The organism is Shewanella sp. FJAT-52076 (genome assembly GCF_019457455.1).
Lineage (GTDB): Bacteria > Pseudomonadota > Gammaproteobacteria > Enterobacterales > Shewanellaceae > Shewanella > Shewanella zhangzhouensis.
In genome coordinates, this window is sequence record NZ_CP080415.1 from 3,738,750 (window position 1) to 3,754,477 (window position 15,728).

A 15,728-nucleotide genomic window follows, 5' to 3' on the forward strand; every position below is an offset into this window, starting at 1 on the left:
AGTGGACAGCCTCAAAAAGTCACAACAATCCGGGACTTGAAGATAATTAGGGTCAAGTTGTCCACCACCATGGTGAATCCATGGAGTTTTTGAGACTCTGGCTACCTATAAAGGTTTATAAAGCTGGCATTACCCTTGCTGTATAAGGGGCAATAGTCACTCTTCAGGCAACCTGCATGCGCCCAATCCCCCCAATCAGGCTCACCGAATTTACCGGTGCTTTTGCCGATTTGGGTACTTTTCTGCCACTGGTTCTTGGCCTTATCGCGCTCAACCAATTTTCGCCTCAGGGAATTTTCCTCGGCTTTGGCCTGTTCGCCTGTGCCACGGCACTGTTTTATCGCCGCCCAATTCCGGTGCAACCCATGAAGGTAATAGCGGCTCTCGTCATCGCCCAGCAGCTCACGCCGGGCATGATGCAGGCCAGCGCCATGCTGATGGGCGTCATACTCCTGGTACTGGCGGCCTCCGGTGCCATCAGCTGGCTGGCACGGCAAATCTCCCAGGCTATCAGCGTCGGTATTCAGCTCGCTATCGGGCTGCAGTTGCTGTGGATGGGCCTTACGATGATGGCCGACGCCCCTGTGCTGGGCTTTGGTGCCTTTGCGCTGATTTTTGTGTCCCGTTTTTTTCCCCTTAAATACCTCGCCATGCCGCTGATCATCCTGCTCGGCATGCTGTGGCAGTATCAAAGCGGCGCAGCAATGAGCCCAAGCTTTAACAACACCCCCTGGCATCTGGGGTGGCCCGATGCTTCCGACTGGAGTGCGGCCGCCACCCTGCTCGTGTTGCCTCAGCTGGCGCTGACCCTGACCAATGCTGTGATTGCCACCTCTGTGATGGCCAAAGACAAGTTTCCCGAGGATGCCAAGCGCTTCAGCCCCAAGGCGCTGGCCACCAGCTCAGGGCTGGCCAATCTGCTGTTAAGCCCTTTTGGTGGAGCCGCCATGTGCCACGGCGCAGGAGGTCTCGCGGTGCAATATCACTTTGGTGCCAGGGCGCTGTGGGCGGGACTCATTTTCGGCGTCACTTGCCTGGCTATTGCTATCGGGTGGAATGAGCAGGTGGCCTGGCTATTGGGGCTTATCCCCATGGCCATTCTTGGAAGCCTGCTTTCCACCGCCGGGCTGCAACTGGCCTGGTCAAAGCGTTTTCTCGATGGCAAACCCTATTGCCTGTTCGTGATAGGCGCTACTGCCATCGTCAGTCTGGGGGTCAATGCCGCCGCCGGGTTAGCGGTGGGCATGCTGCTGGAACTGGGGCGCCGCCAGTGGCTCAATCAGGGTCAGCTTGACTAAGGAAGACAGCTCTTGCGAAGGACCAAGGCCATTCGCAAGAGCTGTGCCCTGCATCTATCCGCTGTAAACCCACGCAGAGCAAGCACGGGACTTATTCGCGCCTTCCCTAAGCAGCTGATAAAAAAGCTTATGCGGATTCGTCCTCTGTCAGCAGTGGCAACCACACAGTCACCCGGCAACCGCGGCCGACCTGGCGATTTTGCAGCTGAATATCACCACCGTGCTGATTGACCACATCACGGCAGATGGCCAGCCCCAGGCCCAAACCTTCATCCTTGGTAGTGGCGAAAGAGAGCATTAATTCCGCCGCCTCAGCCTTAAGACCGCTGCCATTGTCCAAAAGCTCCAGCCGCAGCCAGCGTACCCTTGCGGTACTGCCTGGCTTGCTGGCCTCAAAGTCCAGCGTGATATCGATTTGCCTTGCCTCAGTCCTGGCCTCCATGGCATCCAGGGCATTTTTTAGCAGATTCACCAGCAGCTGACTCAGCCCTACCGCATCCCCCAACAGCGGCCGTTCCTCCCCCTCTTGATGCAGTGTCAATTGCACCCGCTGCTGCTCCAGGGGGCGTTGAAACAAGGCCAGGGCTTCACTCATCAAGGAACTCATCAGTACGGCTTCCGGGCTGGCTCGACGGCGGCGCAGCAAGCTGCGGATGCGATGCACCACGGCACCGGCGCGCATCGACTGACGATTGATTTTGCCCAGCACCTCTTCCACCGCGAGCAAACGCTGTTCTGCGCAGCCATGCCCTTCCTGCTTCAGTGCCATCAAACCACCCTCGCTGTATTGGGTGATGGCAGCAATGGGCTGGTTGAGTTCATGGGCAAGACCGGCGCCTATCTCACCCAAAATGGCGGCACTTTGCATCCGCTCCAACATGAGTTCCCTGTCCCTTAAGGTGCGCTCGGCCGCAATCAGGCTGTCGCTCTTTTGGCGAAATTTATATTCGAGCCACAGGTGGTAAACCATACCGGCAAACAGAATCAGCACCAGGCTGATGCCATATTCAAGATTGGCCTTAAGCCAGGCTCGCACCAGCTCCAGGGGTCGGGTGCTGTTGCCATGAAGCAGAAGCTCTTCATAGAGGCGAATAACGGTGAGTTGACTGATGGGGGCGGTCCAGCCAAGAGTACGGGCCCGAATGGCGGCCTCCGAGTCTGAGGGCAGTTCAAACAGCGCCTTGGTGACCATCTGGGTGATGCGGGCGGGTACCTTATCGGAGGCGGCAAAGGACCAGTTGGGGTACAGACTGGTGCTGATTTCACAGTCGTAACCTTCCGGACGCATGCTGTTGAGCACCCGAAAATCCTCCCGGCGCACCAGGCCCGAGTCCACCATTTCTTCCAGAGTGCAGTATGGTGTAATAGCGCCATCCACCATGCCATCGCGCACCTGATACACCAGCGGCTCCAGTGGAAACCCCAGAAAACGCACATCGGCAAAGAAGTTACCTGCATCCAAACCACGGCGATTCAACAGGCCAATGGTAGCCTGATAGCCGCCGAGCGCCTGGGGATCGGAGGCCACGATACGCGCCCCTTCGAGCTGTTCGATATCCTGCACCGGACTGTCGCTGCGCACTATGATGGTGGAGCCGATGGCGTAGGTGGCACCGTTATGTTTGCGGCTGCGCATGGTGGCGAGCCAGGAGAGTGGCATCTCGTTGGACAGGCTCAGATATTGGCCCGGATTGGTCACAATAAATTGGATGCGCAAGTCCAAAAGCGACTCGCGCATGGCATCGAAATCCAGCGGCTCGACTTCAAAACGAATGCCAGGCACCCTGTCCGACAAATAGTTCATCATGGGTTGCCAGCGCTGTTTCGCCTCGCCGACCCCATGATTGGCAAGCACACCGACCCGGAACACGGCTTCGATGGGGTCATCCCCCATTTCGGCATCGGTAGCCAGCACCGACAGGGGCCACAATAACAAGCAAAGCAACAACGACTTCATCCCATACCTCCACCGCATATTGTGCCTGTGGCAGGCGGGCGCCAACGTGAATCCCCCCGCAAAAAATACGCTCCCTGCGTGATCCATCCCCAAAAGCGAGCAAGCAAACTTGAGCCCTTCTCAACACTTTTTTAGGCTGGAAGAAAAACGCGGGAGTGGCCTATGCGCCTGTATCTGGTGGACGATGATGAAGCCATTCGGGATTCGCTGACCTATATGCTGGATCAGTGCGGTCGGCAGCTAACCAGCTTTGCCAGTGCCGAAGCTTTTTTGGCGCAGGCAGACATTACCCAGCCCGGCTGCCTGATTCTGGACAGCCGTATGCCCGGCCTCAGCGGTGAGGCGCTGCAACATGAGCTGGTGGATCAGCAAAGTCCCCTTGGGATTATCTTTCTTACCGGCCACGGCGACCTGCCCATGGCATTGGCAGCGTTTCGCGAAGGCGCCTGCGATTTCTTTCAAAAACCGGTTCAGGCCGCCCCCCTGTGCGATGCCATCGATAAGGCTGAGGCCGAAAGCCAGCGGCGCTACGAGGTAGCAGGGCTGAGGGTGAAGCTTGCCCGGCTCAGTGAACGGGAAGCCCAGGTGTTGCGGCTGTTAACCGATGGGCTCACCAACAAGCAAATTTCAGAAACCCTTTACCTGTCGCTCAGAACCATTGAAGTACACAGAGCCAGCATGATGAAAAAGCTTGGGGTACACAATCTGGCAGAGCTTGGGCGTTTCGCCTGCCGCTGAGTCTGGATTGATGAAATGAAAGGTTCAGTGTCTGCCAGCCAACGTAGGCTGGCAGAACGACCCGTTAGCCCTGTGTGGAGAACAGAGACAACAGGAGCAATAGACCCGTTACCCGAGCGGCACCGGCAGACTGAGGCCGTGCTTGCCTGGTATGGCTTTTTTGCTGTGTTGATTTTGGCATGATACACCTGTGGGGTTTAACGCAATGCCCGGTTGGGCGCTGCAAATTACAGCAGTTTCCACCGGTAAAAACAAGGGTTCAACGCACACTTTGTGCAATATAATCAACATGTTAAATATTGGTTTTTTATTTGTTTATTAATTGATCAGAGCTGGTTTTTCATTTCTCTTCAATCATTGCCAAATTTAGCAGCCATGTAACAATAAGCCTCTACTCAGCCACCCGGGGCAGCGCCGATGAAACCCTTTATCAACCTTAATCACCTTGAGAATGGCCAAAGTAGCAGCCAGGGAATTTATGGCGAAACCTATTTTGTGGTGAGCGAGCTTATCGGGGCCAAACGCCTTGGTTACAGTGTCTCCGTGGTGCCGCCGGGCAAACGGGTCTGCCCTTTTCACAACCACAGGGTAAATGAGGAAATGTTTTTAGTGCTCGATGGCACCGGCACCCTGAGATTTGGCGAGCAAAGTTACCCCATAGGCCCAATGGACATCATCGCCTGTCCACCGGGCGGCCCTGAGGTCGCCCATCAGATAATCAACAGTGGCAGCACAGAGCTCAGGTACCGGTGCCTGTCGACTGTGGATCCTGTGGAGGTATGTGAACAGCCGGACTCAGACAAGCTGCTGGTGCTCACCGGACCACAGGAGGCGCGAACCCTGCGCCACGTAGGCCGTAAGCAGGATGCGGTGGACTACTGGGAAGGGGAACAGGCCGGGGAATGACGCCTTTCAGACCTCTGCTATGTCGCAGAGATAAACCGGCCAGCCTTCAGCAGTATCACAGGCCCGGCAGTAAAATCGCCATAGCCTTGCGCAGCGATATCAGTAAAGAGCACCTTATCTCTGGCGGGCATTCAGCACGCCTGATGACAAAACCCCGCTCAGGAACGGGTTTTGAAGAACACGCTCCAGCGTTAATGGCGCTGGCTCATTAACCTGTCGATGCAGTGCACCACCTGCAGACTGGCGGCTTCCATGGCATCCAAATGATTCACCATGGCCTTGAGGTCGCCCTTGCGCCGGGCATCCAGTGCTGCAGCGCCCTGTTCGTGCACCCTGCGGTGCGGGGCGTCCAGCTCCCGGTAACCACTCACATGGGAATACAGCTCGGCCCCCTGCCCCTGGCTGTACCACTTACCCAGACGGCACTCTTTATGGTCGCTCACATGCTCGTGAAACGCCTGCCTTTCCAGCTTGCGGTAAATCTCAGATTTCCACACGGCATGATCCAGCTTGGTGGTGTTCAAAAACGCCATCATCGCCGAGTGCTCAATCACCTTCTGCATTTGCTGACTTTGAGTCAAAACGTCTGCCACCACGGTGGAAATCTGGGCAGAGGAGGTCGCTACATCAGCGGCACTGCTTTGATTGGCATCGATAATCTGCTTGATGTCCGCCGCCTGAGACACGATTTGCCTGACCAACATCTCGATTTGGCTGCTGGCGCTGTGGGCCTTGCTGGCCAGCTGACGAACCTCATCGGCCACCACGGCAAAACCACGTCCGGCTTCACCGGCACGGGCGGCTTCAATGGCGGCATTCAACGCCAACAAGTTAGTTTGCTCTGAAATCCCCTGAATGGCGGTAACAAACTGATTGATGGCCGAGGTCGTGGTGTCGAGGAGCTCCACCGCAGCGCGGCTGCGACCGGCCTCTTCATTGATGACTTCGGCGCGACTGCCCAGACTCTCGACTGCACTGCGGGTTTGCGAAAACAGGGCATCCACCTGACGCAGCGCATCCCGCTCATGCAACAATTCATCAGCGTTGCCGGCCAGGGCATCGCGCACAGTTTGCAGCATGTCGCCACCCTGATTCTGACAGGCAATGACCTGAGAAAAGTTGTCCAGGTGTTCTCTCGAGAGCTGCTGCGCCGACTCAAAATCGGCAATAACCTGCTTGAGCTCTGCTATTTCAGCCTGATGGCGGCTGTCCTGCTCTTTAAGCTTTTGCCTCAACGAGGCGTTTTCTTCCTTCAACTGCCGCCCAAAAAACATAATGCCCCCAAAAATAAACAATAAATAACAAACCGCTATTCCATTATCGGCAATCTGCCAGGGTTTTGCAGGTGCGCGAGGCAAATACTGCGACAGACTGTCGCACCTTTGAGGTTTCCCTTTGCACTCGGGGGTCACCACCATCAAGAATGCAAAGGGTACCGACACAGAAAACACACCCTGTGACGGTTCTGAATATCGCGCACGGGCCTCTGCCCGGCTTGGGTTCAAGCGTCAGGTGCTTTCTCATCATGGCCCTGACATCTTCGGCAGGCAAACTTGCCGTCAACGGAGATACAGCCAGACTTCCACTCTGATGAACCACCCCGGGGAATGCCGCCCGGGGATTTTTTTATGTTCCTTTAAATCCCATGGGTTTCGTTTCTGCACAGCAACTCAGGAACCAAACCAGCTTTGCCTTATGCCGGCTTTTTGGCGAGCTTTCGCTGCAGGGTACGCCTGTGCATACCGAGCTGACGTGCCGTGGCTGACACATTGCCTTCGTTGGCAGACAACACCTGCTGTAAATGCTCCCATTCGAGCCGTCTTGGATTCATAGGTGCTTCTTCCGGCTCGGCGTCATCGCCGGGCACAGCTTCGCCTGGCATTAAGGCTGCCATCAGGGTACGGGTGTCGGCGGGCTTGGCGAGATAATTATCGGCACCGGCCTTGACCGCCTCCACCGCAGTGGCAATGCTGGCAAAGCCAGTCAGCAGCACTATGGTGGCCTGGGGCAAGCTGCCCCGCAGTGGCGGCAGCAGCTTGAGGCCGTTGCTGTCTTCAAGCTTCATGTCCAGCAACACATGGCTTGGATGCCACTGGCGGGCACACAGGAGTGCATCCGTTGGCTCACTGACGTGACGACACTCAAAACCCTGGCGGCTCATACGGCGACTGAGCACGGCACCATAGGCCATATCATCTTCAATAATCAGCAGTTTAGGCGTTGGAATCATGCGCTTTGCTCCAAAGGCAAGCGCACACTGGCAAGGCAGCCACCTTCGGGCAGGTTCCCCAAATGCAGCTCGCCGCCGAGACGCTCGAGGCTGGCATGGCTGAGCATCAGTGCCATCCCCAGCCCCTGCTCGCTCGAAACGGGCCTGGCGCCAAGGGCCGTGAGTTTTTGAGCATCGATTCCGGGGCCGGCATCACGTATATCCAGGCGAATACAGGTGTCATTCACCAAACGGGCGCTGAGCCATACCCGCGCCTCGCCACCCTGTTTTTTGGAGGCCCTGGCGCCATTGTCCACCAACGCCAACAAAGACGGCAGTAAGCTCACATCCGTTGGCAGTCGTGCGGTGGCCACTTCGTCGCTGAGGCTGATATCCAGCACCACGTCCGGCATCAGCAGCAATACCTGCTGCTTGAGTAAGTGCACAAGCTGCCCGGCACTGACCACCGTAAGCTTGCGCTCACGAATGGCTTCGGTCGCCTCTCTGAGGCTATTGAGGCTTGTTTCACAGCGCGTCAGGGCGAGATCCATTTCCGATACCAGCTGGGGCTCGGTCTCTCCCTCGGCCACTTCATCCAACAATAATCTCAGGCTTGCCAGGGGCGTGGCGAGCTGATGGCTCATCTGCGCCGATGCAGTGCCCAGGGCAATCAGCTGTTCCTGGCGAAGCTGAGACTCACGCAGCGCCGCCAGCTCTGCGTCGGTTTGCCTGAGCCTTCTCGCTATCAGGGCCACACTGGTGGTGAGCACCAGGGCACTGAGTAAAAAGTTAAACCACATACCCACGTAATGAGAGGCCATACTGCCAGCCTCCATGTGGCCCCCATGCTCATGGTGACCCGCCTCCATGGCAGGCACGGCATACAACATCAGGCTATAGGCAAGGGTCGTAATGGCTGCCAGGGTCCATGGCGCCCAGGAAGGCAGGGTCACGGCAGCAATTGCAATGGGCAGCAACAACAGGGATATAAAGGCATTGGTAGCCCCACCGCTGAAATACAGCCAGGAAATCCACAGCAGGGTGTCGATAAGGAGACTCAGAAAAAGCCCGGGGGCACTGAGCACCAGGGCATGCCTTAGCTTGAGTGTCAGCCCCAGAAACAGCAGTTCGAGGCCAAAGATATACACGAGGGCGCCCTGCTGCAGCGAGAGCCCAAAGGCGTCGGCGCCAAAAAAGGTCAGCACCAATTGCAATACCAATCCCAACGCCCTGAGGGTGATGAGCTGATTGGCGGCCAGCGGTGAATACACAGGTGAGCCCCGCACCATAAGACATCCTTGCAAATACAAAAATCGCCAACAGTGTAACCAGTTTGGGCGGCGCTGACACTGCGCCAGAACAAATCTGCCGCAGTGACTTTAACGTTGGCGATCCCGGCCCTGCGACCAGCGGTCAGCCCGGCTCTTCGAGTTCGCGTTCATCGCGCCGATACAGCGCCATATACAGGGTCGGCAGTACCAGCAGCGTGAGGGCCGTCGAGCTGAACAGCCCGCCGATAATCACCACCGCCAGCGGCTTTTGAATTTCACTGCCCACACCAGTTGAGAGCAAAATCGGAATCAGCCCCAGCGCCGAGGTCAGCGCCGTCATCAGCACAGGACGCAGACGCGCCGCCGTGCCTTCGTACACCGCCTGATACAGGCTTTCACCCCCTGCGCGGCGCTGATTGATGGAGTCCACCAGCACCACGCCATTGAGCACGGCCACGCCAAACAGAGTGATAAAACCGATGGAGCTCGGCACCGACAGATAAGTGCCGCTGACATAGAGCGCCACCACGCCGCCAATCAGCGCCAGCGGCACGTTGGCCATGATGAGCCCCACTTGCTTGAGCGCGCCGAAGGAGAAGTACAGCAGGAGTGCAATCAAGCCGATGGATACTGGCACCACCAGCATCAGCCTGGCCTGGGCCCGCTGCTGGTTTTCGTACTGGCCGCCAACACTCACGGTATAGCCCGGCGGCAGCTGGGCTTCCGGCACCAAAGCGTAGATGTCTTTCACCACCGAGCCCATATCGCGGCCGGAGACGTTAGCCTGCACCACCACCCGGCGCTGCACATCGTCGCGGCGAATGTTGGGCGGCGCCATTTCCACCACCACATCGGCCACTTCGCCCAGGCGTACCCGGGCACCGTTGGCACCAACCAGCAAGAGATCCGCTATGGCATCGGCGCTGGCGCGGGTGTCGGCCTTAAGGCGCACATTGATGTCGTAGCGGGCGTTGCCGTCAATCACCTGTCCGGCGGCGCTGCCGCCAATGCCGGTACTGACAAGGTTCATCACCTCATCCACGCTGATACCGTAGCGCGCCAGACGGGCGCGGTCCGGGCGCACCACCAGCTGAGCTTCACCGCTCACCTGCTCAAGCGACACATCCACGGCGCCGGGCACCTTTGACACCAGATCCGAAAGCTGCTGACCTTTTTCGGCCAGCACATCCAAGTCCGGGCCAAACAGCTTGATGGCAAGCTGGGCTTTTACGCCGGATAACAGCTCATCCACCCGGGTGGCAATTGGCTGAGAGAAGGTAAACAGCAGGCCCGGGAACACCGACAGCTTTTCTTCCATCAGTCGCTGCAGCTCGGCGCGGCTCGCGGCAGACTGCCACTCATCGATGGGCTTAAGGCCGATGTAGATTTCGATGTTGCTCACAGGCTCTGGGTCGCCGCCAAGCTCAGGGGCACCGATACGCGACAGCGCATAATCCACCTCGGGAAATTCCAGCAGCATGGCTTCAAGCTTGGGCGCTACCATCAGCGAGGTCTCCAGGCTTGCAGTGGGCGCCAGGGTTACCCTCAGGTTGATGGTGCCTTCTTCAAGCTCGGGCACAAACTCGGTGCCAAGCCTTGGCAACAGCGCCATGCTGAGTCCAAACAGCACAAGTGCTGTAATACCCACGGTTTTGGGACGCGCCATGACCGCGCCCAGCACCCGGCGGTAGCCTTTATCGATGGGGGTAAGCAGCGGGCTTTGGCGCAGATGCACGCCACGGCGAAACAGGTATACCGCCAGTGCAGGCACCACCACCAGCGCCACCATCAATGCCGACAGCATGGCCAGAATGATGCTGACCGCCATCGGTTGGAACAGCTTGCCTTCCACCCCTTCGAGGGCAAACAGCGGCGCAAACACCACGATAATAATCAGGGTTGCGAAGAAAATCGGGCTGCACACCTCCCGCGCCGCCTGCAAGATACGCATGGCAATGCCGCCATAGCCGCCTTCACGGTGGGCGTCTTCTTCGCTGAGGCCCGGGTCGGTCGGCTGACCGTCATCAATCCGGCCTTCAGGCTGGGTGAGGTGGCGGAAAATGTTCTCCACCATCACCACAGAGCCATCCACCAACATACCAATGGCTACGGCAAGGCCGCCAAGGGACATGAGGTTGGCCGACATGCCAAAGTAAGACATCACCATCAGCGCAAGGGCGATGGAAACCGGGATCGACAAGAGCACCAGCGCGGTAGCACGCACATTCACCAAAAACAGCGCCAGCACAGCCACAATAAACACGAAGGCCAGCAGCAGGGCGTCGCGCACCGTGGTCACCGCCTTGGTGACCAAATCCGACTGGTCGTAGAACACCTCGAAAGTCACCCCATCCGGCAACGCCTGCTGAATAAGGGCAGTGCGGCTGTTGATGTCATCGATGGTCGCCTTGGTGTTGGCGCCCATGCGCTTCAAAATTACCCCTGCCACCACTTCACCCAGTGGCTCAGGGCGACCGGCTTCATCACGGCGGGTCATGGTCACGGCACCGACACGGATTTCACTGCCAAAGGCAACCCTGGCCACATCCATAATCCGCACCGGCGTGCCCTGCCATTCGGTCAGCGGAATTTGCGCAATGGCATCAAGCCCGGCCTCACCGGCAGGTAAGAGGCCGTAGCCACGCACCACCAGCTGCTCCTGGCCCTTGGCCATAAACCAGCCACCGGCGTTACGGTTATTGCCTTCCAGCGCCCTGGTCACATCGTCCAGTTTGAGGCCATAAGAGAGCAGCTTGGCCGGGTCGACCTGCACCTGATACTGGCGCACCTCTCCACCGAACGAGAGCACATCGGTCACGCCGCCCACCGGCATTATGATGAGCTTCACCAGATAGTCGTTGAGGCTGCGAAGCTCGTCAGGCGCTATGCCGGACTCGGGCGCAGCCCGCAGAATGTACTGGTAAATCTGCCCAAGGCCCGAGGTGTTGGGGCCAATCTCCGGCACCCCCACGCCGTCGGGAATAGTCTCCCTTGCTGCCTGCAGCTGCTCAAACACCTGCTGACGGGCAAAGTAGATGTCGGTGCCTTCTTCAAACACCACGGTCACAATGGAAAGCCCGGTGCGCGACAAAGAGCGCACTTCGGTCACCGAAGGCAGGGCATACATGGCCGATTCCACCGGATAGCTGATGAGCTTTTCCACCTCTTCGGCGGCAAGCCCCTCGGCCGCGGTATTCACCTGTACCTGCACGTTGGTCACATCGGGAAAGGCATCCAGATTCAACCTCGGCAGCATCACGGCAGCAGCTGCCATGGCGGCTATCAAAAAGATGAGCACTATCAGACGGCTTCGCACCGCCCGCTCTATGAGTTTCTGTAGCATGGCTTGCCCTCTTATCAGTGGTTGTCGCTGTTCGCAAAAAGCGAATCCAGACTTGGCCCAAACGCTGGAGACATATCCGGTCCACCTGGGTTTAAACAAACCACTTTATTCATGTATTTCAGCAGCATCGCTCGCCCTCTTATCAGTGGTTGTGGATATCAAAACCAGATTTGGCCAGCTCGGAGGCCAGGAAGAAGGCACCGGACATCACCACGGCGCTGCCGGGCTCAATCCCCTTCACCAGATTCAGGCCTCGGGCGCGGGATTCGATTTGCACTTCCACCGCCTCAAAGCCGTCGGCGTCTTCCACAAACACCTGCCAGTCGCCATCGCTACTGCGACTCAGGGCCGAGTCCGGCAGCACTATTCCCTGTTGGCCGCCCTGATGATTGACTTGCTGGGGCAAAAGCAGCTCGGCAAACTCACCGGCATGCACTTCATGGCCGGGGTTTGCCATCGACAGCAGCACCTGCTCGGTACGGGTGATGGGGTTAAGCTCGTGGGAGCGGCCAATCACCTTCGCCTCAAGCCACTTACCCGATACGCTCACCCGTGCATCGCTGCCCATGGCAAGACCGCGGGACTGCACCGGCGTCAGCTCGGCCTCCACCCACAGGAAGGACTCATCGGTCAGTTGCATCAGCGGCGAGCCGGCCGCCAGCACCTGACCACGACTGGCCACATCCTGCTGCACCCGGCCCTTAATGGGCGCCAGCAACTTGAAGTTGCCGATGCTGCCCGGCGCCGCTTCCAGCGCTTTGATTTGCTGAGGCGTCATCTTGATGGACTCGAGAACGGCGCGCTTAAGCTCGTAATCTACCCGTGCCTGCAGCCTGCGGGATTGACTCACGGCGCTTTCGCCCATACGGCTGATGCGGCTCCATTCGGTGGCGGCATTGATATAATCGGCCTGGGCCTGGGCGATGGCGGCGCCGCCGAGGGTGAGCAAAGGCTCACCCTGCTTTACCTCCTGCCCCGGTACCACGTGGCGCTCGAGCACCCGCATCTCAAGCTGTGGCGCCAGGGTAATGGTGCGGTCACGGTCCACCACCAGGCTGGCGGTGGCCACGGCGCTTAAATCAAAGCCTGTGGCCGACAGGGTTTCGACCCGAATACCGGCAAGGTCGCGCTGGGTCTGACTGAGCTTTAACGCCTTGTCTTCGTCATGGGTGTCTTCGGTTTCGGTGACGCCTTGTGCCGCACCGTGACCATGGCCATCACCTGCCCAGGCGGGCAGTGACACAGGTAAAGCGAATGCAAGTGCAGCGGCGAACGCCAGTGCCGATAAGTAAGTGTTGGTATTCATGGCAGACATGGCGTTTGCTCCGCTGATAACTGATTTACTGAAGAAAATGGATTTCATACCCTCGCCTCCAATGTCCCGGTACTGGAGTCAGTGTCTGCGTCGTGATTGGTGTTGCAGGTAAAGGTCAGCTTGAGTTTTTCAATGAGCAAAGCGCTGCCGGGCGATGCCAAGAGGGCGGTCGCAAGTAAGGTCTGGTGCATACAGAGTCCTGAATAAAAAGTGACAAAGTCGGTTAACGCGCCGTCAGGGCGGTTAAGTCATGGGGAAAGAAGATGACCTTTGGCAACCAACGCCTGCACTGAGCCGTGGCGACTCATGTGCCACAGGCCGGTTTCAGGCGGTGCTTGCTGATTGCCTTTGCCACAGCCCTTTCGAACCTGATGGCAATTGCGGCAACCCGCGAAAGCGATAGCCACAACGACCAGTGGCACAAATCAGCAGGTGCGAAAAGTCACACGCAGGCGACGCAGAGCGAGGCTGCATCACTCAGCAGGGCTGAGAGCGGTCTTCTTTCCTGAGAATGTCAGGCTCAGGCAATAGGGGGGCGGTAGTCGGGGCGGCCCACTATCGAGAGGTAGTCAGACTCATGACCCTTTACCTGGGTGGTATGGGAGTGATAATCGAGATTGGCCAGGTCTGCCACCAGGCTTGGATGACCGCCATGGCAATGGCAATCGAGACAAAGATCCAGCTGTTTCAGCTCGGTCTTTTCAACCTTGTGGTGTTGATGCGTGTCGCTGGCAAGGATTTCCGCTGGGCAGGTGCATTCAATACACTCACCGATGGAGGTCACCTCGGCCAGAAAGGTCAGGTGGCTGTGATTAAGCGCTTCCTCATCGGCACTGCCGGCGTGCAACTGGTGCGCGCCCAGGTTGGCTCCTGCAAATTGCAGTGCCACCACGGCCAGCAACATCAGGCTCAGTCTGTGCAGTGTGTTGAGGGAGAAACGAACCAAATCAATCCTCGGCTTGGGCAGGCATCATCAGAAACTAGAGACAAAAATAAGACCGGGGAAATCTGAGACAGTTCCCCGGCTACTGACATGCTTACCTGAAGACGCAGTGTTTGGCGTAATCGGATGCCTCGTTGGCAGTCCAGTCGCCCTTTGGCTTGTCTTCCATCTTTTTACACCAGGCTTCACTGCCCACTTCGGGGGCACAGGCGGCAAGGCCGGCAACCAGAGTCAGAGCGGCGGCGATCTTGGCCAGTGTCAGCTTATTCATTGTAGCGCTTCCTTGTAATATATTGATTTTTCATACCTTGATCAGCGATCGCTTTCGGATCCAGCTAATGGCTTTCGCCTTATCCTGCAGGGGAAACCAGGCAATTTCACCGGCCACAAAGGGGCCCAGCAGTCGAATGGCATTACCGACCCAATCGGGACCGCCCACAAACACCAAGGCATCGAACGGGGGTAACTGTACCTCACCGGCGCCGGACAGGGAAGCTTGCTCCCAGCCTTCCAGCAGTACGTCGGCCTCAATATACAAACAGACCTGGCCCCAATCCTCCCGATAGCGCTTGATGGCCGGCTGCAAGTGGGTGCGATAATCCTGGGCCGTGATGCGGCCGCTGGCAAAAAGACTGATTACGCCCTTAGCAATCTCGGGGATCTGGCATAACATAGAGGTTCTCCCTGGGGCAGGCTCGGCCATATGCCGAGGTTGCCGATAATAACAAATTCTTTCCGCTCACATTAAGCCAAAACTTAGGCCATGATCACAATCTCACAGCGCGTTCAACTTCAGGACCAGGAAATCGAATGGCAGTTCATCCGCTCCAGTGGTGCCGGTGGCCAGAACGTGAATAAGGTCTCCACCTGCGCCCAGCTTATCTTCGATATCCACGCCTCGTCATTGCCGGAGTTTTACAAAGAAAAGCTGCTGGCCAGGAGCGACCATCGCATCACCCAAAGCGGCAAAATCATCATTAAGTGTCAGGAGAGCCGCAGCCAGGAGGCCAACCGCGAAACCGCGCTGGCGCAATTTATCGCCCTGGTGCAGTCGGTCAATCAGGTTCAAAAAAAGCGTATTCCCACCAAGGCCACCCGCGCCAGCCAGAAGCGCCGGGTCGATACCAAAAAGCAGCGAGCGTCCACCAAGGCCATGCGCGGCAAGGTCAGTTACTGAAAAACGCTTTCCTGCCTGCTTAAGATTAATTGCATTGAAAATGCAGGCAAGTTTGGCGATATTGGGCCTTATTGAGTTCAACATGTCGATAACTGACAAAAAGGATACCCATGACTGCCAACCAAACTGCTCCCAAGGTATTGCTGATTAACGGCCCCAACCTCAATTTATTGGGAAGGCGCGAGCCGGGTGTGTATGGCAGCCAAACCCTGACGCAAATTGTCGCCGGACTGGAATCACAGGCAACCGCCCTGGGGGTGACACTCGAGCATATTCAGTCCAATGCCGAGCATGTGCTGATTGACGCCATCCATAACACGGATGCGGATTTTGTGATTATCAATCCCGCCGCCTTTACCCACACCAGTGTGGCACTGCGGGATGCCCTGCTCGGGGTTGCCCTGCCCTTTATTGAGGTGCACCTGTCCAACGTCCATGCCCGGGAGCCCTTCCGTCATCATTCGTATTTTTCAGATAAGGCCGTTGGCGTGATTATGGGACTGGGCCCCAAAGGCTACTCGCTGGCACTCGAAGCGGCAACGGAGCGGCTTAAAGGGAGCAACTGATGGCC

General features: G+C 57.6%; 15 protein-coding genes and 1 pseudogene. 5 read left to right on the forward strand and 11 right to left on the reverse strand.

From position 1 onward, the window contains the following. Positions 1–176 precede the first annotated feature (176 nt). Positions 177–1,298 carry a putative sulfate/molybdate transporter gene (locus tag K0H79_RS16550; protein WP_220076538.1) on the forward strand — a complete coding sequence of 374 codons (1,122 nt, stop codon included), beginning with the start codon at positions 177–179 and terminating at the stop codon, positions 1,296–1,298. 127 nt (positions 1,299–1,425) lie between these two features. On the opposite strand, the gene K0H79_RS16555 is transcribed toward K0H79_RS16550, so the two are convergent. Next, complete coding sequence (locus tag K0H79_RS16555; protein ID WP_220076539.1) at positions 1,426–3,255, reverse strand: PhnD/SsuA/transferrin family substrate-binding protein; 1,830 nt, start codon at positions 3,253–3,255, stop codon at positions 1,426–1,428. Positions 3,256–3,417: 162 nt separating this feature from the next. On the opposite strand from K0H79_RS16555, the gene K0H79_RS16560 reads away from it, so the two are divergent. Further along, entirely contained in the window at positions 3,418–3,993 is a 576-nt protein-coding gene (locus tag K0H79_RS16560; protein WP_220076540.1) for a response regulator transcription factor, read from the forward strand. A 417-nt stretch (positions 3,994–4,410) separates the two neighbouring features. Continuing rightward, positions 4,411–4,899: a cupin domain-containing protein gene (locus K0H79_RS16565; RefSeq protein ID WP_220076541.1), complete on the forward strand. Its 489-nt coding sequence runs from the start codon at positions 4,411–4,413 to the stop codon at positions 4,897–4,899. 191 nt (positions 4,900–5,090) lie between these two features. Here the strand turns inward: K0H79_RS16565 and K0H79_RS19400 are convergent, their stop codons facing one another. The 10 genes and pseudogenes from K0H79_RS19400 to K0H79_RS16610 all read right to left on the reverse strand — a co-directional run bounded on the left by K0H79_RS19400 (position 5,091) and on the right by K0H79_RS16610 (position 14,653). Further along, positions 5,091–5,462, reverse strand: a complete 372-nt coding sequence (locus K0H79_RS19400) for a CZB domain-containing protein (RefSeq protein ID WP_408733399.1) — start codon at positions 5,460–5,462, stop codon at positions 5,091–5,093. A gap of 48 nt (positions 5,463–5,510) precedes the next feature. Further along, a pseudogene (locus tag K0H79_RS19405) lies at positions 5,511–6,317 on the reverse strand (methyl-accepting chemotaxis protein); the annotation flags it as partial. Positions 6,318–6,592: 275 nt separating this feature from the next. Beyond that, entirely contained in the window at positions 6,593–7,129 is a 537-nt protein-coding gene (locus tag K0H79_RS16575) for a response regulator transcription factor (RefSeq protein WP_220076542.1), read from the reverse strand. After that, a complete protein-coding gene (locus K0H79_RS16580; RefSeq protein ID WP_220076543.1) occupies positions 7,126–8,397 on the reverse strand; it encodes a sensor histidine kinase KdpD in 1,272 nt (423 codons plus the stop codon). The genes K0H79_RS16575 and K0H79_RS16580 overlap by 4 nt, the downstream gene beginning before the upstream one ends. Positions 8,398–8,521: 124 nt before the next feature. Further along, positions 8,522–11,722: an efflux RND transporter permease subunit gene (locus K0H79_RS16585; RefSeq protein WP_220076544.1), complete on the reverse strand. Its 3,201-nt coding sequence runs from the start codon at positions 11,720–11,722 to the stop codon at positions 8,522–8,524. Between the two features lie 142 nt (positions 11,723–11,864). After that, on the reverse strand, positions 11,865–13,085 hold the full coding sequence (locus K0H79_RS16590; RefSeq protein ID WP_220076545.1) for an efflux RND transporter periplasmic adaptor subunit: 1,221 nt from the start codon (positions 13,083–13,085) through the stop codon (positions 11,865–11,867). Next, complete coding sequence (locus tag K0H79_RS16595) at positions 13,082–13,228, reverse strand: hypothetical protein (protein ID WP_220076546.1); 147 nt, start codon at positions 13,226–13,228, stop codon at positions 13,082–13,084. The genes K0H79_RS16590 and K0H79_RS16595 overlap by 4 nt, the downstream gene beginning before the upstream one ends. Positions 13,229–13,557: 329 nt before the next feature. Next, on the reverse strand, positions 13,558–13,983 hold the full coding sequence (locus K0H79_RS16600; protein ID WP_220076547.1) for a hypothetical protein: 426 nt from the start codon (positions 13,981–13,983) through the stop codon (positions 13,558–13,560). Positions 13,984–14,074: 91 nt separating this feature from the next. Continuing rightward, positions 14,075–14,251, reverse strand: coding sequence for a DUF3012 domain-containing protein (locus tag K0H79_RS16605; protein WP_011761298.1), 177 nt, complete (start codon positions 14,249–14,251; stop codon positions 14,075–14,077). Positions 14,252–14,281: 30 nt separating this feature from the next. After that, positions 14,282–14,653 (reverse strand): STAS/SEC14 domain-containing protein, encoded by a 372-nt coding sequence (locus tag K0H79_RS16610; RefSeq protein WP_220065775.1) that lies wholly within the window; start codon positions 14,651–14,653, stop codon positions 14,282–14,284. Between the two features lie 90 nt (positions 14,654–14,743). Here K0H79_RS16610 and arfB point away from each other — a divergent pair, with 90 nt between their 5' ends. Continuing rightward, positions 14,744–15,157, forward strand: a complete 414-nt coding sequence (gene arfB, locus K0H79_RS16615; protein ID WP_220065776.1) for an alternative ribosome rescue aminoacyl-tRNA hydrolase ArfB — start codon at positions 14,744–14,746, stop codon at positions 15,155–15,157. 110 nt (positions 15,158–15,267) lie between these two features. Next, positions 15,268–15,723: a type II 3-dehydroquinate dehydratase gene (gene aroQ / locus K0H79_RS16620; RefSeq protein ID WP_220076548.1), complete on the forward strand. Its 456-nt coding sequence runs from the start codon at positions 15,268–15,270 to the stop codon at positions 15,721–15,723. Positions 15,724–15,728: the final 5 nt, after the last annotated feature.